The 20,561-nt window shown below is 70.5% G+C and carries 14 protein-coding genes and 2 pseudogenes; 9 read left to right on the forward strand and 7 right to left on the reverse strand.

Features of this window, described 5'->3' with window-relative positions; genetic code table 11:
• Nucleotides 1-82: 82 nt before the first annotated feature.
• The 6 genes and pseudogenes from ACWCXX_RS08815 to ACWCXX_RS08840 all read right to left on the reverse strand — a co-directional run bounded on the left by ACWCXX_RS08815 (nucleotide 83) and on the right by ACWCXX_RS08840 (nucleotide 7,337).
• Nucleotides 83-1,460, reverse strand: a pseudogene (locus ACWCXX_RS08815) (DUF6177 family protein).
• 56 nt (nucleotides 1,461-1,516) lie between these two features.
• Nucleotides 1,517-2,179, reverse strand: coding sequence for a hypothetical protein (locus ACWCXX_RS08820; protein ID WP_451125616.1), 663 nt, complete (start codon nucleotides 2,177-2,179; stop codon nucleotides 1,517-1,519).
• 9 nt (nucleotides 2,180-2,188) lie between these two features.
• On the reverse strand, nucleotides 2,189-4,474 hold the full coding sequence (locus ACWCXX_RS08825) for a hypothetical protein (RefSeq protein WP_451125617.1): 2,286 nt from the start codon (nucleotides 4,472-4,474) through the stop codon (nucleotides 2,189-2,191).
• 5 nt (nucleotides 4,475-4,479) lie between these two features.
• Complete coding sequence (locus tag ACWCXX_RS08830; protein WP_451125618.1) at nucleotides 4,480-4,938, reverse strand: DUF6507 family protein; 459 nt, start codon at nucleotides 4,936-4,938, stop codon at nucleotides 4,480-4,482.
• 374 nt (nucleotides 4,939-5,312) lie between these two features.
• The gene (locus ACWCXX_RS08835; RefSeq protein WP_451125619.1) at nucleotides 5,313-6,713 is read right to left on the reverse strand and encodes an endonuclease/exonuclease/phosphatase family protein; all 1,401 of its coding nucleotides are present in this window, start codon (nucleotides 6,711-6,713) and stop codon (nucleotides 5,313-5,315) included.
• Nucleotides 6,714-6,893: 180 nt separating this feature from the next.
• Complete coding sequence (locus ACWCXX_RS08840; RefSeq protein WP_451125620.1) at nucleotides 6,894-7,337, reverse strand: ATP-binding protein; 444 nt, start codon at nucleotides 7,335-7,337, stop codon at nucleotides 6,894-6,896.
• Nucleotides 7,338-7,533: 196 nt separating this feature from the next.
• Between ACWCXX_RS08840 and ACWCXX_RS08845 the strand changes: the two genes are divergently transcribed.
• The 9 genes and pseudogenes from ACWCXX_RS08845 to ACWCXX_RS08885 all read left to right on the forward strand — a co-directional run bounded on the left by ACWCXX_RS08845 (nucleotide 7,534) and on the right by ACWCXX_RS08885 (nucleotide 16,121).
• A complete protein-coding gene (locus ACWCXX_RS08845; RefSeq protein ID WP_451125621.1) occupies nucleotides 7,534-8,385 on the forward strand; it encodes a helix-turn-helix domain-containing protein in 852 nt (283 codons plus the stop codon).
• A gap of 48 nt (nucleotides 8,386-8,433) precedes the next feature.
• Nucleotides 8,434-8,625 carry a DUF397 domain-containing protein gene (locus tag ACWCXX_RS08850; RefSeq protein ID WP_451125622.1) on the forward strand — a complete coding sequence of 64 codons (192 nt, stop codon included), beginning with the start codon at nucleotides 8,434-8,436 and terminating at the stop codon, nucleotides 8,623-8,625.
• Entirely contained in the window at nucleotides 8,618-8,887 is a 270-nt protein-coding gene (locus ACWCXX_RS08855; protein ID WP_451125623.1) for a DUF397 domain-containing protein, read from the forward strand. Before ACWCXX_RS08850 ends, ACWCXX_RS08855 begins: the two co-directional genes overlap by 8 nt.
• Nucleotides 8,888-9,260: 373 nt before the next feature.
• The gene (locus tag ACWCXX_RS08860) at nucleotides 9,261-10,064 is read left to right on the forward strand and encodes a serine/threonine protein kinase (protein ID WP_451125651.1); all 804 of its coding nucleotides are present in this window, start codon (nucleotides 9,261-9,263) and stop codon (nucleotides 10,062-10,064) included.
• A 174-nt stretch (nucleotides 10,065-10,238) separates the two neighbouring features.
• Complete coding sequence (locus ACWCXX_RS08865; protein ID WP_451125624.1) at nucleotides 10,239-11,768, forward strand: serine/threonine-protein kinase; 1,530 nt, start codon at nucleotides 10,239-10,241, stop codon at nucleotides 11,766-11,768.
• A 249-nt stretch (nucleotides 11,769-12,017) separates the two neighbouring features.
• On the forward strand, nucleotides 12,018-13,037 hold the full coding sequence (locus tag ACWCXX_RS08870; protein WP_451125625.1) for an LGFP repeat-containing protein: 1,020 nt from the start codon (nucleotides 12,018-12,020) through the stop codon (nucleotides 13,035-13,037).
• Nucleotides 13,038-13,131: 94 nt separating this feature from the next.
• A complete protein-coding gene (locus ACWCXX_RS08875; protein WP_451125626.1) occupies nucleotides 13,132-14,121 on the forward strand; it encodes an alpha/beta hydrolase in 990 nt (329 codons plus the stop codon).
• 561 nt (nucleotides 14,122-14,682) lie between these two features.
• Complete coding sequence (locus ACWCXX_RS08880) at nucleotides 14,683-15,405, forward strand: aminoglycoside phosphotransferase (RefSeq protein WP_451125627.1); 723 nt, start codon at nucleotides 14,683-14,685, stop codon at nucleotides 15,403-15,405.
• A 92-nt stretch (nucleotides 15,406-15,497) separates the two neighbouring features.
• A pseudogene (locus ACWCXX_RS08885) lies at nucleotides 15,498-16,121 on the forward strand (immunity 49 family protein).
• Between the two features lie 60 nt (nucleotides 16,122-16,181).
• On the opposite strand, the gene ACWCXX_RS08890 reads toward ACWCXX_RS08885, so the two are convergent.
• Nucleotides 16,182-20,444 (reverse strand): hypothetical protein, encoded by a 4,263-nt coding sequence (locus ACWCXX_RS08890; protein ID WP_451125628.1) that lies wholly within the window; start codon nucleotides 20,442-20,444, stop codon nucleotides 16,182-16,184.
• Nucleotides 20,445-20,561: the final 117 nt, after the last annotated feature.

Consider the following 20,561-nt stretch of genomic DNA (forward strand, 5'->3'; position numbering starts at 1 on the left):
CCCTCGGCGTCACTCGCGGCCGGGGCGCCCGCTGTCCGTCACCCGTTCTGCGGGGGCCGCCGGTCGCCGCAGCCGTTCTCCCCTACCGCCCGGTGCTACCGCTCATGTGGTTGTTGATCTGCCGCAGGCGTTGCCAGGCGGTGGCGGGGTCGGTGCCGTCGCCGAGGGCGTGGTGCAGGGCGGGCCGGGTGACCGGGCCGAGCCGGGCGGGTGCGAAGGCCGTGTGGTCCTTGCGGAGTTCGGTGACGGCGTCGGGGCCGAGGGTGAAGGTGAGGGGGACCGGGGGCGGCTCGTGGTGGGCGGGAGTGGTCAGGTCGGCGCGTGCGGTGCGCAGTTGGCCGATCATGGTGGCGAGGTTGTGCCGGGCGGACAGGGCTTCGGCCAGCTCGGCGAGGGTGTCCGCTGCGGCATCGGCGCCGTGGCCGACGGCCAGCGTGATGTGTTCCTCGACGCCGGCCCGGGTGCGGACCGTGCGCGTGGTGGCGATCGCGGGGTGGTCGGGGGTGCCGACGGCGACGGTCCAGGTGGGCAGGGACCGTTGGGCGCGGGTGCGGGCCAGGTCGGTGAGCTGGCGGGGTGACCACGGCACGTTGACGGGTTCGGCGGTGGACCACCCGGCGGGCGGGGCTCCGGTGAGGGTGCGCCAGGCCTGCTCCAGGGCGCCGCCCAGGACGAGGTGTTCGTCGGCGGGGTGGACCGTACGGATGGAGAGCAGCAGCTGTCGTTCGCCTTCCGCTTCGGTGCGGGGGCGGAAGGCGTCCGCGAGGCGGGGGCCGTCTCCGGGGGCGGGGGTGAACCGTCCCTGGTCCCAGCGCAACACGGTGCCGGAGAGCCCGTCGTAGTAGCCGCACTCGGGATCGTGCACGACCCAGCGGGAGGGCAGCCCGTCCAGCAGGGTGCGGGCGGGGAAGGTGAGCCGGGCACCGGGCGGGGTGACGATCTGCAGCTCGCGCCCGGTGCGGGCCGCGTTGCGCACGACGTCGGTCAGCCAGGTCGTGGCGGCGATCACGGGGCGGCCCTGGATGACGACGGCGGCCTCGTCGGTGAGCAGGTCGACGCCCATGGGAGTCGCCTCCACGACGGCGTCGGCGAGATTGGCCACGACATCGGTGTGCCCGGCCTCGCGCGGCCAGACGGTGCCCCCGTGCACGGCGTTCAGCCGCCCGGCGACGGAACCGGCCAGCCGCCCGGCCCCCTCCACCGTGCTCACCGCCCGCGCCTCGGTCCACCACACGGGCGACTCCGCGTCCAGGCCCGGCCCGAGCAACCGCGCCCGGCACCTGGACGTACCGGGGCGCCTCCACCGACACCAACGCCTGCCCGCCGGCCGTGCACAACTGAACGACGGACCCACCGCCCGCTTCCCCCACCCGCAGATCCGGCCCACCGGCGTGCAGCCCGGCCAGCAGCGTCCTGGTGTCCGGCATCTGCGGGGTGAGGGCTATGACGTCCTGGGTCATGCGGTCGCTCCGTAAGTTGTTGGGCGGCCCGGGACGGGAGCCGTCTTCTCGGCCGGTCAGAGGTGGTCGGTCACATCGAGCCCCAGACCGTTCTCGTCCGCGTCCCCGGTGGAAACGCCGTAACCGACGGCGTGTCCGAAGTACGTCGGCTCACCCGGCTCGGGCTCCACGCCGAGAACAGAGGTGATCTCCCGCAGAGCATCCGCCAATCGTGGCGCGTTCCGGTTGTACACCTCGGGATGCGGCCGACCGGAGAAGTCGAACCAACTCCAGATGTCGTGGTGAACGGCAAGCTCGGCAGAAATTCCGATAGAAAAAGGATGCAGTGAAAGATTCATCAGACCGGATTCCTTGCGAGGTTTCCCGTCCTTGTTGAACCAGGTACCTGAACCGGTGACATGAAATTTTCTGATGTAGGCATCTGGGTAAGCGGCTGGACGGCTTCCCAGGACTCGTTCGGGAAGGTCCGGGTCATTCAATGGGGTGACAGGGATCGATAGGCTGCTGAGCAACCCGGTCGATCCATGTTTGGGGGTGTACCAGTTGTATTCGACCTTGGTGACAGTCAGTAGATCGTGACTCTTCAGCACTTCGGCGAATTGTGATGCTTTGAAAAGTGTTGCGGCGATCAGATCGGATTCCGGTCCGGCTGGTGTGGCGTCTTCGAGGTCCCAGTACCAGGACCCGCAGTGCCTGGGAGCGCGCATCAAAGTTGACATGGATACTCCTTATGGGAAAAGGGGGCCGTCGGGAGGCACGACGATCGCCCCGTCCTCGAAGCGCACCAGGTAAGTAGCCCTGGATCCCTCTGCTGCAACCTCGATTTCCTTGAAAGCCTTGGCGGTGAGGCTACCGAGTGGTTGATGGACATCTAGAATTGCCACACGTTGAGTCATGGGATACTCCAGTTGATCGGCAGCCTTTCGAGCCGCCTTCTCGATGCCTTTGATGTTTTTGGTGTCCTTGAGTTGGTATCCGTGATCCATTTCTCCATTGGCATGTCGAGTGAAGACGTCGATGTCCCAAGGGTCGCTTTCCTCGCCGAATTCGAATCCTATCCGGGTGAAACCGCGGTTCTGAAGCTCAGTGCCATGGATCAATGCCATGTAGGCGGCAGGGACCATGCTGCCGTTCGGGGCGCTCCTGGAGGGGCCCTTCTTGCACATGTCCAGAATTTTTCGATACCCTTCCGATTCGCGCAGATTCCCCCGGTTGATGAGTTCGGCAACGCCCGCTCCGTACGGATCCTTGCGTAGCGCAAGGATTACTTTCTCTTGATCGCCTTCTTGCATCTTTGCCCGATCGAGTTCGCTGAGAACCCCAGCTTCCTGGTCTCCCCTTATGGGGCCCGTGTGAGCCTGCGCGAAGTCATTTGCCCTTGTGCTGTACCGGGAGGGATCGATGCCTGGTACATGGGACGTGTCGGCATCATCGGGCAGTGCGGCCCCATCTCCGGACGGCATGTCGGTATCGGCGCCAGGTGTGTCGCCGTGGACCGGACCCGATGTGGTGCCGTCAGGTTCTGAACCTCTGCTTGGCAGGCCATCCCCGGAATCGTGGCCCCTGGAACCGTGATCCCCGGTGCTGACATGGCTTCCGTCGCCACCCCGGGACGCTCCCGCCTCACCTCGCGACCCGTGTGGCGTGTTGCCTGTGTCTTGACCATCGCCAGCGTGGGCAGTCGCGCCCGGAGCGCGGCCTCCCACCGTCGCCGGTTCGCGGTCGCCGGGCGGTCGGGTGTCGGCTTGCCGGTCGGTGGCGGCAGGTTCGTGTCTGGCCGGGTCCAGATTGGGGTTGCCGTTCCGGTCGAGGGGGATGAAGTTGCCGTCCTTGTCTACCCGGTAGCGGTGGTCGAGGTCGAGGGCGCCGTCGGGGAGCCGGGTCTTCGGCAGCTGGAGGTGCTCGCCGGCGTTGGCCAGGACCTGGGAGACCTTGGGCAGGTCGGAGAGGGCCTTGGCGGCCTTGAAGGTGCCGGAGAGCGGGTCGAGGGCGTCGCCGATCTTTGCCATGGTGCCGGCCGCCTTCGCGAGCGAGCCGCCCCTGCCGAGCCTGGACGCGGCGGCGAAAGGGCCGGCGGCGAGGGTGAGCAGGTTGAAGGAGACCGTGGCATGGGCGCGGGCCGGGTCCTCCTCCCAGGTGTCGTAGGCGATGAACTGCTTGCCGAACTCCTTCGCGTACGTCTTGCTGTCACGCTGCCAGTCGGACAGGTGCTCGTCCTGCCCGAACAGGTCCATGCCGTAGGCGTAGCCGCCGACGGCGGAGCGGCGCAGGCCGTCCCAGGCCTGGTCGCGGGCCTGTTCGCCGTGGTAGCCCAGCAGGGTGCCCAGGCCGTCGATGCCGCCCCAGATGCTGTCCTTGGCGATGCCCTCCCACGCCCAGCTCTTGACCCCGTTCCCCCACCAGCCCAGGCTCCAGCGCTCGTAGGTGCGCTCCTCCGGGCTCCCCCACGGCAGGTCCTTCGTGCCCTTGAGGGCGTCGGCGCTCCGGCCGTACATGCCGAGCCCGTGGGTGCCGTCGTCCCCCACCCACCGGGGGCGGCACGCGGCCGGGCTGATCGCGTCGATCTTGTTGGCGGCGTTGCGCTCGGCCTCCTGGAAGCCCTCGCGGGCCGCCGCCACGCCGTCCATCAGCGCCTGGTGCGCCTCGGTCTTGTCCTTGTCCTCGGTCCAGTCGTCGTCACCCCGGACACTGTCGACGAAGTCGATCGCGTCCAGTTTCAGCTGTTTGAGCCGGTCGGCGTGCGGCTTGGCCTCGAAGACGAACGTGTCCAGGGCGTCGGCGAGCGACTCGATGTTCCCCGCGAATTCGTCGGCCGTGTCCATGACCGGCTGGGTCGAGGAGAACAGCTTCTCCGCCTCGGGGGCCTTGTAGTACGCGGCCGTCGCCTGGAAGCGGGAGTGGATGTCCTTCCCGCCGCTCCGGATGCCCGTGGCATGCGTACGCAGACCGGACGCGGCCTTCTCCAACTGGCCGAAGTCACCCGTGTACTGCGGTATCCCACCCGGCTCGATCACGTCCGCTACTCCCCGCCCCGGCGGCCGGGCTTCTCCCCGACGGCTCTGATCTCGGCAGGGGTCGGGGCCTTCGCCGCCTCGCGCTGGGCCCGCGCGGCCATGGCCAGGTCGCCCTCGATGTACTCGGTGGTGGCCCTGACCGTGCCGTCCATCGACTTCTTCGTGCGGGCGGCCATGAACCTGATCTGCTTCTGGGTGTCGGCGATGAAGTTCACCACCGCGGCCCCCACCGGCCCCGACGGCGCCTCACCGCAGTACGGGCCGCTGATCGTCCCCGCCCACAGCGCGGCGTCCTCCACGCTCTCGCCGTAGCCCTTGACGCCCTTGCTCAAGTCCTCGGCAGCCAGCCCCACCAACGACAGAACGGACTCCACCCCACTCGGCCTGATGTCCCACCCCGTCACGCCAACCCCCTGCGTCCCCCGGTCGATACGTCTCGTCAACTGCGCCCGGACAGCGCGCACGCCACCGGCGACAGGATCTTCATCTGCATCAAGGGAGTCGTCGCAGTTGCAACGCAATTCAAGCCAAAGGTCGAACGCATCGGGCTCGAACGATCAGTCAACTTCATCACCGAGAGGACAACTCACCCAGGTCCAGGCGCTTGAGACACGGGCCAGAACGTCCGGACGACGTCGACACCCGGGAATCTTTCAATGTTTGCTCAAGCCACTTTTCGAGGTGTACGAGGTGGTCTCCCGCCCCCCGGAAGAGGCTCGGGAAGGACTCCGGGGATGACCACGCCCCCCGACCGCCCGACCACCCGGCCGTCATCCACCGAGTAGCTGGGCAACCGGGGGGCCGGACCGGTCTCACCGGTCCGCCGGTCACGAACCGGTCACTTGGCGGGCAGTGGCACCGAGCCGTGGATCGAGAAGTGGTCGGACAGGCCCACGTAGGCCGTCACCGAGCAGGCGCTGAACGAGTAGGGGCTGAAGATGTAGTCGATCTTCTCGCCGTCCTTGGTGTTCGGGCCGTCGTGCACGCCGTTCTTCTCGGCGCACTCCTGGTACCGGTCGTACACCGGCGTCAGCACGTCGAGGCCGCGGGCGGGCGGGCTCACGTTCAGGTCGCCCCCGAAGACCGGGCGGTAGCCGCGCTGGTCGGCCTTCTCCATGAGCATTGCCGCCTGCTTCGGCTGCCAGGTGCGCTCGGGGTCGTCCCAGCCCTTGCCGCCGGTGCTGAAGTGCGCGGAGCAGTACATTGCCGCCTGGGAAGGAACGCTCGCGCAGACCGCCGTGCGCTGCTCCGCCTTGCGGGTCGCCCCGTCCTTGTTCACGTACGTGGCGGGGGACGGCAGGTCGTACGCCTGGTACCAGGTGTTCTCGTCGGGGACCGCGATGGCGACGCCGTACGCTCCCCGGTCGTAGCCGTCGGCGTCCATGCATTCCTTCTGCGCCTTCAGGCCGGTCCCGTCGATGTTGTAGTTGATCGGCGCGAAGCGCACATCCCACTGGTAGGGGCCCTCCTCCAGCGCCAGTTCGACTGGCTTGGCGTGCTTCTCGCAGATCTCCTGCAGGAAGATCACGTCCGGGTAGGACGCGGCCTTGGCCAGGCGTTCCTTGAGGCCCGCGGCGAGGGCGTCCTTGCCGATCGGCTTGCCGCCGTTGCACGGGCTCACCGTGTTGATGTTGCCGCAGACGTTCCAGGACATGACCCGCGTCGTGGTCGAGGCGGCCGGTCCGGCGAGCGGCGGTACGGCGCTCCCGGCGTCGGTGGTGCCCTCCGGGATCCCGGCCGCACCGGCCTTCACCAGGGTGAACCGCTCCCATGAACCCACGGAATCGGCACGGGCCCGCAGGAGCCCGTAGTCGCTCCCGGTCGCACTCTTCTCCGCGGAGACGTACTTGCCCTCCGCCTGCCCCTTCAGCGCGTACTTCCCATCGCCCTGCGATTCGAGAGTGAACCGCTCCCATCCACCGATCTTCGCGCCACGGGCCCGCAGCATTCCGTCGTGGGACCCGCCGTCCTCGATCTCGGTGCTGGCGAAGTACCCACTGGCCTCGAACCTCAGGCTGACGGTCTTGCCCTCGTCATCGGTGTGCAGAGTGAACCGCTCCCAGGCGCCTATCGCGTCGCTCCGGGCACGCAGCTTGGCCCACTGGTTGTCGCCGTCCATGATCTCGGTGGAGACGTACTTGCCGGTGGCCTCCGACTTCAGGGCCCACTTCTGGCCGGCGGACTTGGCGATCGCCTCGGTGTCCGCGGCCGATGCCGCGGGCGCGAACGCCAGCGTCACACCCAATATCGCCGCGAATGCGGCGACCCAACTCATTGTTCGGCGGAACAACTCCCCCTGCTTTCCTCGCGTTTATCAGCGGTCCAGGATCATTCCACGCAGCTTTCCCGCCGACTCCCCTTTTTCCGCTCGCCCCTCCCCACTTCCTCTGCGTTCCTCTTCACCCCTCTTCGATCCTCTTCATTCCTCCTGCGGCTTCGCCGCGCACTCCACCCAGAGCAGCTTCCCGCCCTGCCCCGGCAGCCCGGTCTGCACGAGGTGGGCGCCCCAGCACTCCGCGTACAGCGTGACGAGATACAACCCCCGTCCGCGTTCGGAGAGTTCTCCCGGGGGTCGGGGGTTTCGGCAGAAGGGGGCGGGAATGTGCGGGTCGGTGTCCCAGACGCTCAGCCTGACCCGGCTGCGTCCGGCGTCGCGCAGGCTCAGGGAGTACGGCCCCGAGGAGTACAGATAGGCATTGGTGACCAGCTCGCTCGCCAACAGCTCGGCGACCTCTGTCAGTTCGCGCATGCCGTGCACGCGCAGGACGTTGCGCAGGGTGGCGCGGGCGACGCCGGGGGCGCGGGGATCCTGCGGGAGTTGGAGTGTGTACGTCCAGGGCGGGGATACCGTGGCACTGGCCATGGAGGTCTCCGTTCACGGAGGGAAGTCGGATGGTGCGCTTCGGATTGCCCGGTGACGAGGCCGCTCCGTCGAGCGGGGTACTTCCGGGCCGGTGGCCTGTGACCGAGACTAGAGCGCGACATGGAATGCATTCCATAAACTTCGTGAATCGCATGCCAGATACCCTCGTGTGGGTGACCGAGCCGGGGAGCGAGTGATGCCAACCAGCACCGCACCGACAGCCCGTCGCCAACGGCTGGGAACGGAACTCCGCAAGCTGCGTGAGCGTGCCGGGATCACCGCGACCGAGGCCGCCAGGCTCCTCGGCGGCAACCAGGCCCGCATCAGCAACATCGAGGCAGGCCGGTACGGCGTCAGCGCCGAGCGGGTGCGCACGCTGTCCTGCCACTACGACTGCTCGGACCACGAGTTGGTCAACGCACTGGCCGCCATGACCGGCGACCGCAGGCGTGGCTGGTGGGAGGAGTACCGCGAGATCCTGCCCGCCCCCCTGCTCGATCTGGCGGAGATCGAACACCACGCCCTCCGGCTGCGGACGGCGGTCACCGTTCACATCCCTGGTCTCCTCCAGACCGCCGAGTACGCGCGCGAGATCTTTCGCCAGGACGTACCGGAGCTGTCACCTCCCGATATCGAGCACCGCGTCTCGTTCCGCATCAAGCGGCAGACCGTCCTGTTCCGGGAATCCCCGACACCGCAGCGGGCCGTCATCCACGAGGCCGCGTTGCGCATGCAGTTCGGTGGCTCGGCGGTGGCCCGCAAGCAACTCCAGCACCTCCTCGACCTGGGCGAACGGGAGCACATCACACTCCAGGTGATCCCGTTCTCCACAGGAGCCTTCGCCGGGTCCGGCCAGTCGATCTACTACTTCCTGGGTCCGGTGCCACAGCTCGACACCGTCAATCTGGACCAGTCCCACGGACCCGTCTTCCTCGACACCGAGGCCCAGTTGGAGAAGTACCGCGTACTGCTCGGCCGTATGGAGGCCACGGCACTGGACCGCGACGACTCCAGGGACTTCATCCACAACATCGTCCGTGACCTGTGAAGAACCTGCGCCTCGTGAAGGAACCCGCGACCCGTGAAGGAACCCGAGATGTCCGCTCCCGCATGGCAGAAGTCGTCCTACTGCGCCCAGGGCAACTCTTGTGTGCACATGGCCGTCCTCGCCCCCGGCACGGTCGGCCTCACCGAATCCGGCGACCCCACCGGGGCGATACTCCGCACCACACCCGCCGCCTGGGCCGCCCTCGTACGCATGCTCAAGGAGAGCCACACCCGTGACTGAGGCCCCTGATTCATCCGAGGACCCCGCAGTCCCCACCGGACTCACCTGGGTCCGGGCCGCGCCCGAGGGTGCGGAGGGGCCCGGTCCCTGGATCGAGATCGCCTTCGGCCCGGACGGGTCCGTCCACCTCCGGGAGACCGGCGACCCCGCCAACATCGTCACGACCACCCGGGCCAAGTGGGAGGCGTTCGCCAAGGGCGTCGCGGCCGGCGAGTTCGACCACTTCGCCGAAGCCGTCGACGACGGCAGGGCGAGGAGCTGAGGCCACTGCGACAGTCGACGTGACAGTTGTTGGGGCGGTCGGCGTGGCAGCCGGTCGGCCGGGGCGGTTGGATGCGCCAGATCAAGCCAGCTCGCCAAAGCGGGCAAAGCCGTGCTCCACGGCGAATACTCCCTGCCGAACGTCGGCTTCCGTGCAGCGTCCGACCGGATCGGGCACTCCTCCCCGTGCGAGAACCCGAAGCTGGACGCCCGGCGCGAGCCCCCGCCGGGGCTCCTTTCGAGACAGCGCCGCATCGTGACGGACGTACTGCTGGCAGCCCGAGAACGACCAGAATCCGGACGGGGACCGCTCCGCGGGGTGGGTAACGTTCGAGGGGCGTGGGAGTCACCCGACACGGGGCGAGGTGGGGACACTGAGCGGAATAGTGGTCTATCTGCCGCGGAGAAGCGGTGACGTCGAAGGAGTGCCGTGCGGTGATCCGGTGACGTTGCGGCTCGGCCCGGGGGAAACCGCGCGCTTCGGGCGGGGTTCCGCGACGATCCCGGTCGAACTGCGCCTCGACGACGAGGCCATCTCACGGCTGGCCGGCGAGATCCGGGTGACGGACGACCACTGGCAGCTCAGCAACCACAGCAGGACCCAGAGCTACCTGGTGGAGAACCCGGAGGGAGCCGGTGAGTACCTGCGGGTCCCTCCCCGGCGGGCCGGCGCCCCCATCCCCTTCGAGTTCTCCCGGGTCGTGCTGCCCACCCGCCGCAACACCACCGTCTCCTTCCAGGTGTTCGCACCCGACCACGTCTACCTGGACCCCGACGGCCCGGCGGGCCCGTGGGACGGCCGCACCGTCATGGCGTACTCACTGGACGAGACGGCCCTCTACTTCCTGGTCCTGGTCGCGCTCTGCGAGCCGCGGCTGCGCGACGAGTCGCCGGTCGCGGTCCCGACCACCCCGCAGATCGTCGAGCGGCTCCGGGGGCACGCCGCGTGCGGCCGGTTGAAGGCTCGGGCGGTCAGTTCGCACATCGACTACCTCGCCGAGGAGAAGATGCGGATCAGCGCCCCGGTCGAGAACGGATCGGGAGGGGCGCGCCGCAACGGAAAACGGGAGGCGCTCGTCGGGATCGCGCTGCGGTTCGGACTCGTACGGGAGGAGCATCTGGCGCTGCTCCCGCCCCGGGCCACCACCCGCGTCCGGGAGCGGGATCCGGGCAGTTGAGCCGCAGGCCCTCGAAACGCTGCGGGCCCACGGGATGCTGCGGCAGGATCACGAAAAGCCGCGGGCTCACCGAGTGCGGCGGACTCACCGGGGGCGGCGGCCCGCACCGGTGCGGGCGGGGGACCGGAGGCGAAGACGGTGCATGCGCGGGGCGACACATCGGGAAGTGACCGCATGGAGCTGCTCCCGCGCGGCTACCGGGTCGGCCGCTGGGAGGTCACCGAAGCCCTCGCGTCCGGTGGCTGGGCAACGGTCTACGCGGGCCGCGCGGTCGACGGCCCGGAGGAAGGGGCGGCGGAGGGGCTTGCGGAGGGGCTGGTCCACGGCCCGACGGAGAAGCCGGTGCAGTCGGCGGAGCCTACGGAACCGGCGCGGTCGGCGGAACCGGCGCGGTCGGCGGAACCGGCGCGGTCGGCGGAACCGGTGGAGGTCGCGCTCAAGTTCCTGCCGACCGCGGGGCTCGCACCGCGCCAGGCCCGCAAGGTCGCGGAGAGCGCCCGGCGCGAGGTCGAGCTCGGCCACCGGGCCGGGCACCCGAGGCTGATCCGCCTGCTGGACTCCGTCGTGATCAGCGATCCGGACCGGGCGTTCCTGGACGGTGCGATCGTGCTGGTGATGGAGCGGGCCGAGCGCAGTCTGCGGGACGTGTTCGACGCCGGAGCCGCGGAGACGGACGTCGCCCGGCTGTTCGCCGAGATCTGTGAAGGTCTGGCCCATCTGCACGGCAGCGGCTGGGTGCACGGCGACCTCAAACCCGAGAACATCCTGCTGATGGCCGACGGCGCGCTCAAGCTGTCGGACTTCGGGCTCGCCACCGAACTGACCGGCACCGACGGCACCCACGGGTACGCGCCGCCGATGGGCACCCCGGACTACCTCCCGCCCGAGCGCTGGCAGGCCCCGCTCGGCGAACACGGCGTGGAGGTCCGGCCCAGCGCCGACATCTGGGCCCTGGGCATCATGATCCACGAGGTGTTCGCGTCCGGCGCCTCGCCGTTCCCCGGCGCGACACCGGCGGCACGCGGCGCGGCGGTCCAGGAGTACGCCGAGGGGCGTGCGCCGTTGCGGATCGACAGCGCACTGCCGCCGTTCTGGCGTGCCCTGGCCGTCGACTGCCTGGCCCCGACCCACGCCGACCGTGCCGCGCACAGCGCCGAGAGCCTCCTGGCGCGCATCACCGCACGGTCGCCCTCGCCGTCGTCCCGTTCGGCACAATCGCCCCCGCCCTCACCCTCGTCCTCGGCCCGTACGGCACGTCGCCGCCGGTGGGGCCGCACCGTTCCGGTGGCCGTCGCGGTGTGCGCGGTGGCCGCGACGGTCTGGTCGCACGCCGTCGGCAACGCCGCGTCGGACGCGCTCGGTGAACCGCCGGGGCGGCTACGGGTGTTCAACGCCGACGACGACTGCCGGGGCCGTACGGACCGGAGCCCGCAGTGCAGCCTCGGCCTGGCGATCGATCCCCTTCAGCCGTACACCATCGACAACGTTGTACCGACACGGGTGTGGCACGGCGACGTCCTCGCCGTCTACTGCCGCCTTCCCCAGGGGACGCCCATCATCGACGAGTCGGACGCGAGTTCCACCCAGTGGTACCGGGTCCGTCTGCCGGCCGGTGCCACCCGCTCCTCGGCCTGGCTGCCCGCCGTACGCACGACGGACCATCCCCGGGTGCCCGACTGTCCGCGGCCCGAGCCCGTGCGGTGAGTGTCGGCATCCGCGTCGCGGGCTGTCACTCCGGATCGTTCCGGATGTGCCGCCCGATGCCTCCTGACTACCTTGCGGACCGTTGGCCGACGGGCCGCACCCCCAACCTCGTACACCTCGTAGTACTGCCCTGAGCCGTCGGCCGCCGGGAACGGCTCCCGAGCCGACCCCGATGCCGACGCCGACCACCTGGCGCTCGGCAAGTCCCCCCTTCTCCGCAAGGCCCCTCTGACACGAAGGAGCAGACACGTGCGTGGCTCGACCGAACGACGCGCGATTCGGAGATCAGCGGTCCTGCTGGTCGCGGTGGTCGTGTCCGGCCTCGGCAACCCGGCCTTCGCGCAGAGCGCGAACGATGTGCCGGGCCCCCTCGGGAACTCCGCCCCGGCCGAATTCTTCTGCAGCATTCCGGCGAACCGGGACATCGCGGTGACCCGCAAGGTCTACGAGGTCGGGCAGCGCCGCGGCGTGTCCGACAAGGTGATGCTCGCCGGCTTCGAGGCGGGATGGGTCGAGTCCCGCATGAACAACCTGGCGTGCGGAGACCGGGATTCGCTCGGCGTCTTCCAGCAGCGGCCCTCGATGGGCTGGTGCGAACCCGCCCAGTGCCTCGACGTCGCCTACGCGGCGAACAAGTTCTTCGAAGTGGCCCAGCAGATGGAACCCCGCTGGGCCACCGCGGGCGAGCTGGCCCAGGCCGTCCAGCGCTCCGCGTACCCGGAGCGCTACCCCCAGGCAGAGGGCACCGCCCGCAATCTGATGGCCGAGGCGTTCCAGCCGTACGGCACGATCGGCGCCAAATACGCCGCCATGGGCGGCCCCGACGGACCGCTCGGCCGGCCGGTCCGCGCCGAGGAGAACTCCTCGCTCGGCGGGCGCTTCCAGCTCTTCCGGAACGGGATCATCATCTGGCACCCGGACGTGGCCCACGCGATCTACGGCGACATCCTGAAGAAGTTCTGGGACACGGACGCGGAACGCCGCTGGGGCTTCCCCACCACGGACGAGGCGGACGCCGCACAGGCACCGGACGGCACCCGGGGCCGCTACCAGTTCTTCCAGCGCGGCCTGTTCCTCTGGTCCCCGCAGACCGGTGCCCACACCGTCCACGGCGCGATCTACGACGCCTTCCACGCCGCCGGGCACGAAAGCGCACTCGGCTACCCCCTGACCGACGAAGTCGACGAAGCGGGCGGCAAGGCCCAGAAATTCCAGAAGGCCACCATCCACTGGCACCCCGACAAGGGCACCTGGATCACCGACAACTGACTCCCCTTTCCCCCTTTCCCCCTTTCCCCCTTTCCCCCTTTCTCTCCCGCTCCCCCACTCCCCCCACTCCCCCACTCCCGACCAGGAGGTCATCTTGAGCGAGCACCGCCCCACCCGCAGAAGTGTCCTGAAGACCGTCGGCGGGCTCTCCGCCGCGGCGGCCCTCGGCGGGGCCGGCGTCCTCGGGACGGCGACCGCAGCCCAGGCGGCGGGAGACGGCTTCGGGCTGCGCATCGTGGACCGCAACGAGAGCAACAGCCGCATGTGGTACTACCGCTTCCAGACCGACGCGATCGGCTGGAACCCGGGCGTCAACGTCCTGCTCCCCGACGGCTACCACACCAGCGGACGCACCTACCCCGTCCTCTACCTCTTCCACGGGGGCGGCACCGACCAGGACTTCATCACCTTCGACCGCATGGGCATCCGTGACTGGACCGCGGGCAAGCCGATCATCGTCGTGATGCCCGACGGCGGCCACGCGGGCTGGTACTCCAACCCGGTCAGCTCCAATGTCGGCCCCCGCAACTGGGAGACGTTCCACATCGCCCAGCTGCTCCCGTGGATCGACGCGAACTTCCGTACGTACGCCGAGTACAACGGCCGTGCCGTCTCCGGGTTCTCGATGGGCGGCTTCGGCGCGCTGAAGTACGCGGCCAAGTACTACGGCCACTTCGCCTCGGTCAGCGCCCACTCCGGACCGGCCAGCCTGCGCCGCGACTTCGGCCTGGTCGCCCACTGGGCCAACGTGTCCTCCGCCGCCATCGAACTGGGCGGCGGCACGGTCTACGGCGCACCGCTGTGGGACGAGGCCCGGGTCAGCGCCGACAACCCGGTCCAGCGCATCGAGAGCTACCGCAACAAGCGGGTCTTCATGGTCGCCGGCACCAGCCCCGACCCGATCAACTGGTTCGACACGGCCAACGAGACCCAGGTCCTGGCCGGTCAGCGGGAGTTCCGCGGCCTGCTGGGCAAGGCGAACATCCCGCACGAGTGGCACGAGGTGCCCGGCGGCCACTTCGTCCGTCCCGACCTGTTCAAGCGCGACCTCGACGGCGTCGTCGCCCGTCTCCGCAAGGCGTAGGCGCGACCGACTCCGCAAGGCGTAGACGGGACCGGCTCCACAGGCGCAGGCGCGACCGGCTCCGCAAGGCGCAGGCACGACCGGCGGGCGGGCAGGCGGACGGACCAGCAGGTGGGCGGACCGGCGGGCGACACGGAGAATCCGTCGCCCGCCGGTTCGTCACGTTCCCGGAGCCACCCCGCCCCCGGCCCTGCGGAGGGCCGACCGTGCGGCTGCTCCGGACGGGCGCGCCGCTGCGCGAACAGCCCGGCGACTCGGCGAGCACGCAGGAGCTCGGTTCCGGGAACCTGGCGATCCCCTACCCCCAGGAGCACGACAACACCTGGGGCTACGTGTTCGGCAACGCGCTCGACGGGATCGCCCAGGCCGCCCCCTACCTGGGATCTCCGGTGATGAGGAGGTCCGCTGAAACGCGGGTGCGTGAGACGGTGCCAGTCCTGAAAGATGCCCGGTGTGACTCCTGTGACCGACACAGCCCTGCCGCCGCCGTCCGTTCTGAAGGCGTTCCAGCTCACTGGACGGCCTGAGCCGCTTGAAGGAGGCCAGGGGCAGAGTGTCCGAGTGGGCGATGTCGTGCTGAAGCCGACCGGTGACAGTGCGGACGTGGAGTGGGCCGCGAGGCTGATGGACGGTCTGCAGAAACGGAAGGACTTTCGTGTCCCGCAATTTCTGCGTTCCGTGAGCGGCGGTTTCGTCGTCGGGGGATGGGTGGCGACCCGATTCCTGACAGGCGAGCCGGGGCCTGCCGGCAGGTGGGATTCTCTGTTGGCTGCGGGCAGAGCTTTCCATGAGGCTCTCAGGGATGTGCCGCGTCCTGATCGACTGGACGTGCGCCAGCACCCGTGGGCGGTGGCTGATCGGGTTGCCTGGGGCGAAGCAAATGCGCAAGTACCAGCGCAAATCTACGAGTTGCTCACCAGACTGCAGGCGCTCCGCGAACCCGTGGACGCGCGTGCGCAGCTCATTCACGGAGACCTGACGGGAAACGTTCTCTTCGCGCCTCGTCTCGCCCCCGCGATCATCGACTTCTCGCCGTACTGGCGACCGGTTGCCTATGCGGATGCGATCGTGGTGGTCGATGGCCTGCTCCATCACCAGGCTGGACACCACTTGGCGGACTCGGCGCTCCCTGGCGCCGAGGGTGCTCAGATGCTCTTGCGGGCGCTGATCTTCCGTCTGGTCACGCTGGGCGTACTGGTTGGACACAGCGGTGCGCCGGCCGAAGACGAGTTGATCAGGTTCGCTCGCGTGTCTCAGTTCATTGAAGAGCGAATCGGCAGGTAGCACGACACGGGCCAAGCTCCTGTCGAATCGGGACAGGGGCGTGGAATGCCGAGGTCGGTGGTCGGTCTCTTGGCGAGGCGGGCGGCTTCGGCCTGTTTGGCGCGGATGCCTCCGTCACCGAAGGCTTGATCGAGACGCGCATCGCACACGAAATGCGCACCATCAATGCAACGGGTCCCCAGTTCCACGCAAACGCCGGAAACTGGCTGACCACACTCTGGTTCGTCATTATTTGCCGCGACCAGCCCCGCATGGACGCAATGTGCCGGATTTCGCTCGATCTCCTGCGGTCGTCCGGCGCCGAGGGCGACGAGTACGTCCACCACTGGGTGGACCCCCTGCAGACGTACTGGCGCGAGCGGCCGGGGCTGCCGGAGGAACTGACGGCGGCCGTCGAACAGTCCCATTCGGACATCGTCACGATCACGCCGCGCGATCTGCTCCAGTGCGTGCTGTACCCACCGCTCAACCTCTTCCACCGGTTCCTGCGCAAGGACCACGCCGGGTTCAACCAGGCGCTCGTGGAGGCCCTGGAACTCCACAAGGCGTACTGAAGCACGCCGGAGCGTTCGGGAGACACCGCGGGGTTTCTGACCCTCGGGCCGCTGGCCGTCGCATGCCTCGCGTACGACGCGGGCTTCCCCATCGAGGTCGAGTCCGAGTACCTGCCCGTCCGCCTTCTGGACCGTTCCTGGGTGGGCGAGTTCGACACGTGACGCCACCGGGCGGGAGAGCCTCATCGCCGGGCTCCGGGCCTCACCGCCGGGCTCCGGGCCTCACCGCCGAGGAGGAGCGTCCGCCTCCGCCCAGGCGCGGGCGAACCGTTCGTGTGCGGGTGACGGGACGACGGCCGCAGGGGTGGCAGAAGTGGCAGCGGGGCGGGGGGCCTTCGCGACGGTGAGTTCCTTGCGGACGGCGCGGTGGTGGTCGAGGGTCCAGGTGTTCCAGCGGCGTACGGTGCGGTCGGCCGGGCGGTCGAGGCCGTGCAGCTGGAGGTGCAGGGACGCCGCGTCGCGGCTGACGCCGAGGGCCGCCGCCACCTCGCCCACCAGCTCCGGGGCGCTGAAGAGCGGGTTCGCCTCGTACTGGCCCGGCGGGACCGGCGTTTCCGCCGAGCGGTCCGCCAGCGCGCGCAGGGCCGCGAGCAGGTCGGCGGGGGCGTCGGCGGAGATGTCCGCGAGCGAACCGGCAAGGGCTTCGGTGAGCCCGTCGAGCAGGGCTCGGGCACCCGTCGCGGCCGGATCGCCGACCGGCCGCTCGGTGAACGCCCAGGTGAGGGCGGTGACGGCGGCCCGTATCCCGTCGGCGTCCAGCGGGGCTTCCTCCATACGGCCGGTGAGCAGGGCGGTGGCCCAGGCGGCGGACAGGCCGTGGGCATCCGCGAGCGCGGCGGCGTGGCTGCCGTCGTCGGCGTACGCGGTGACCGCGAGCCGTTCGGACCATTCGGCGGCCATCCGCTCCGCGGCGGCGGTCATGCCGCCGGGGCCCCAGAGGTCCGCCGGGTCGGCGGGGACGGCGGCGGCGAGCACGGCGCGCCGGCCGACGGGACCGAGGCGCCGCCGCAGGTCGCCGTACGCGTGCACGAGGGCCCGGTCGGCCTTGTACGGCTTGGCGCGGCACAGCTTCAGGTGCGCCGCGTAGTCGTCGCTGCCGGCGAAACCGTCGAGAACCAGGGCGGCGATCGCGCGCGGCACCCCCGTACGCCACCGGAACAGGTCCACGGCCTCCTCGGGCACCGGCAGCGGGCCGCGTTCGGTGAGGAGGGCGAGCAGGCGGGGCAGCCGGGTGGTGTCGTCACCCGTGACGGTGTGTGTCTCGCACTCCTCGGCACCGGCGGGCGCCGGGTCGGCGGCCCGGTGGATGAAGGGCACGAGGTCGCTGCGGACCGGTCCGGAGGCCACCGGGCCGCCGGACGAGCGGAGTTCGGCGATCCGGGGCTCGGGCGCGCGGCCGATGCGCCAGGTGGTGCCCCGTTCCGCGAACGGCTGGCGGCTCCACACGTCGAGCAGCGCGGTGAGGGCCTGCCGGTGCTCGTCCGGGGTGGCGGTGACGACCGCCCGCCAGGCCACGGCGTCGATCCGGCCGGTCAGCGCCGCCCACTCGGGCGGAGGAGCGGGCAGCGCCAGCACCCGCACCTCGTCGTCGATCTCGCCGCGCAGATACCGGCCGTCGGCGGCGATTGCGGTGAGGAGGGCCGGCTGCGGCTGCGGCGGCCGTTCCTCGTAGCCCCGCAGCTGGGCCAGCAGGTCGTGCAGGGCCGGGACGAGCCGGGTGTCGGGCACCGGGTCGGGCAGCTCGACGACCGGTCCGGAGCGCATGACGGCCACCCGGTGCGCCAACTCCCGCAGGCGGTGCAGCACATCGGCGGCGAGCCGCACGGCGCGGGTGACGCCCTGCCGGACGCGGGGGTCGGTCACCCCGGGCAGCCCGGCACAGGTTCCGGTTCCGGTTCCGATGCCGGTGCTGATCCCGGTTCCGGCCTCGGCACCCGTATCCGCGCCGGTGCTGATCCCGGTTCCGATTCCCGTTCCGGTGCCGGTGCCGGTGTCGGTGTCGGTGTCGGCTTCGGCCCGCAGCAGTTCGCGGACGGCCTCGTCGGTGACCGCGCGCAGTGCACGGGAGGACTGCTCGTCGCGCGGGGTGAGGAAGTGCCAGAAGGCGGGCGGCGGCACGGGCCCGGCCTGCTCGCCGAGGGTGGCCCGGACCGGTCCGCCGTGGCGGCTGCCGGGGAAGCCCCGGACCTGCCAGAGCAGCGAGTTGTCCCCGGCGGCGTGGCAGCGGACGGTGGTACTGCCGACCAGGACGGTGTCCTCGCCACCGGCCGGAAGGCCGAGAATGCCCCACGGGCGGCGGCCCCAGGTGGTGGTGCGGTAGGACGCGGTACGGCCGTCGACGGACTCCAGCTCGAACTCGCGGGGCGAGGGACCTGCGTACGGAGTGCGGTGGTTGACCCGGCAGCCGGTGAGCCTGCCGTCCTGGCCGAGCGGGGACGGCGGGGCGCCGGGCGGCAGTTCGGCGAGGATGCGGTGGTCGGGGAAGGGCTTGGTGCCGTCCGGGAACGTGTCGGGCGAGTGGAACTCGGGCAGGGTGCGGTCGGCGGTGGGCACACCGGTGACGGGGTCCAGCCGGGCCCACCCCCTGCGGTGGTCCTCGCCGAACACCTCGGTGCTCCAGAAGTCCCGGCCGTCGTACATCTGGTAGTCGCGGTGACCGATGCCCTTGGTGTCGCCGGGACGCAGCACGTTCTCGCCGTCGAACCGGCCGCCGCCGTCCGGGGTCCGGAACTGGTAGCCGAGGCCGCCCTGGATGCTGCCGCCGTAGGGGCGGAGCCCGTAGGACTGTTCCGGTTCGAATGTGTCGGCGGGGCTGCCTGACCAGTACGCCGCCGTACCGGACCCGTCGTCGCCCGCGCCCGGCCAGGAGACGAGGAACTGGCCGCCGACCCAGTGCACCGTGGGGCGGCCGACGCCCTCCGGCAGCTCCAGGGTGTGCTCGCCGCACCGGCCCGCGTGGTCGACGGCGAACGCACGGGTCTCCCCGTACACGGTGAGCACCGGCCAGGTGCAGGTGACGTGCACCGTCTCGTCCGGCCGGAATGCGGCGAGGGTCTCCTCCAGGGCGGGCCAGCCCAGCTCCTCGGGCAGTCCCGCGCGCAGGGCACGGGCCAGCGGGCCGGTGAGGTCCAGCGCGGCGAGGGCCTCGTCGATGCCCTCCAGGGCGACGGCGGTGGGCCGGTCGAGGAGGCCGTGCAGCTCGTCCACGGCCTCGTCGGCCGCGGCGAGTCCGCCGCCGCGCAGGGTGTCGAGCAGCTTCTCGATCCGGCCGTGCACCTCGGCCGCGATGCCCGGATTGTGCGGGAGCCGGCTGATGGCGGTGCCGCCGCGGGACCGAAGCCCGGCGTGGACCGTGCCTTCGAGCCGGGGGCCGAACACGGGGTCGGAGGCGAGGGCCCGCAGATCGCGCCGCGCCTGCCCGTCCCAGAACTCCAGGGGGACGGCGGGGCCGGGGTCGTGGACGGGGACGCCCTCGGCGAGACAGACGTCGAGGAGGTCGGCGTCCAGGTGCTGCCACCGGTAGCGGTCCTCGTGGAGCCGGACCGGGGTGCCGTCCGCCTTGAGCAGCGGCGCGAACCGGGCCACCAGGTCGAAGAGTTCGACGGGCATGGCCTGGCGGCACACCCCACCGTCGGACCTGCGGTGGGAGTACCGGGCGGCGTACCGCCGCAGCCACTCGCCGAGGCCGCCCTCCGGGGCGATCCGGCCGGCCGCGGCGGCGTCGGCGGCCCCACAGCCGATGAGCAGCCGCAGCCAGGCCGCCGCGTCGTTCTTCGACTCGGGGAACAGGTCGAGCAGGGCCGCGGCCAGGTCGTCGCCGGGCCGGTGGGCGGCGAGCGGACCGAGCGCCGTGTCGAACAGGCGGTCCGGCACGGCCTTGCCGCGGGCGGACGCGAGCACCTCGCCCAGCACCCGCGCCTCCTCGTCGGCGCCGAGACCGGCCGTGCGCGCGGAGTCCCGGACCCGGCGGGCCAGATCGGCGGGAAGCTCCCCCGGCGACGCCGCCCAGACGGTCAGCAGCCCCACGAACTCGCGGTGCGCGTCGCCCGGTTCGAACACCTCGGCCAGCCAGGCCGGGGCGCCGCCCATCTCGGTGGCCGGAAGCGCGCCGAACCGGGCGAACAGCCGGAGGTTCGCCCACCTCCAGCCGGGGTCGACGGGCAGCTCGTGCGCCCGTTCCGCCGCCCGCGCGTACCCGTACGCGCGGGCGGCGGAACGGCGGTGCGTCTCCAGCATCCAGTGCCCGATGGTGTCCCAGAACCACGGCAGATGAGCGACTGGCAGTCCCCGGGCCAGACGCTCCGCCTCGCCCACGAACCGTCCTGGCTTCTCCCACGCCCCGCGCCGGCCCCGGTCCGCCTTCTCCAGCACGTCACGGGCCTCGGCCTCGGCCTCCGGGGCATGGACGCGCGCCCAGTCGACGTACGTCTCGGAGACACGGTGATTGGCCGGGAGCGGAACGGAAGATCCGGTGCTGCTGGTCATGTGTACGAGTCTGGCAGGCGGGACTGACAGTCCTGCAGTCCCACCGCTCCGGCTCCCCGCGCTCGGAAGTCTGTGTTCCCTGCGCTCGGGAGCCTGTGTCGGAGGGCCTGTATAAGG

Source organism: Streptomyces sp. NPDC001732 (assembly GCF_053596315.1).

Bases quoted from the DNA above. Each gene is read 5' to 3' on its own strand.
- ACWCXX_RS08890 (WP_451125628.1), bottom strand. From the start codon at position 20,444: ATGACCAGCAGCACCGGATCTTCCGTTCCGCTCCCGGCCAATCACCGT.
- ACWCXX_RS08845 (WP_451125621.1), top strand. From the start codon at position 7,534: ATGCCAACCAGCACCGCACCGACAGCCCGTCGCCAACGGCTGGGAACG.
- ACWCXX_RS08840 (WP_451125620.1), bottom strand. From the start codon at position 7,337: ATGGCCAGTGCCACGGTATCCCCGCCCTGGACGTACACACTCCAACTC.
- ACWCXX_RS08865 (WP_451125624.1), top strand. From the start codon at position 10,239: ATGGAGCTGCTCCCGCGCGGCTACCGGGTCGGCCGCTGGGAGGTCACC.
- ACWCXX_RS08820 (WP_451125616.1), bottom strand. From the start codon at position 2,179: ATGTCAACTTTGATGCGCGCTCCCAGGCACTGCGGGTCCTGGTACTGG.
- ACWCXX_RS08850 (WP_451125622.1), top strand. From the start codon at position 8,434: ATGTCCGCTCCCGCATGGCAGAAGTCGTCCTACTGCGCCCAGGGCAAC.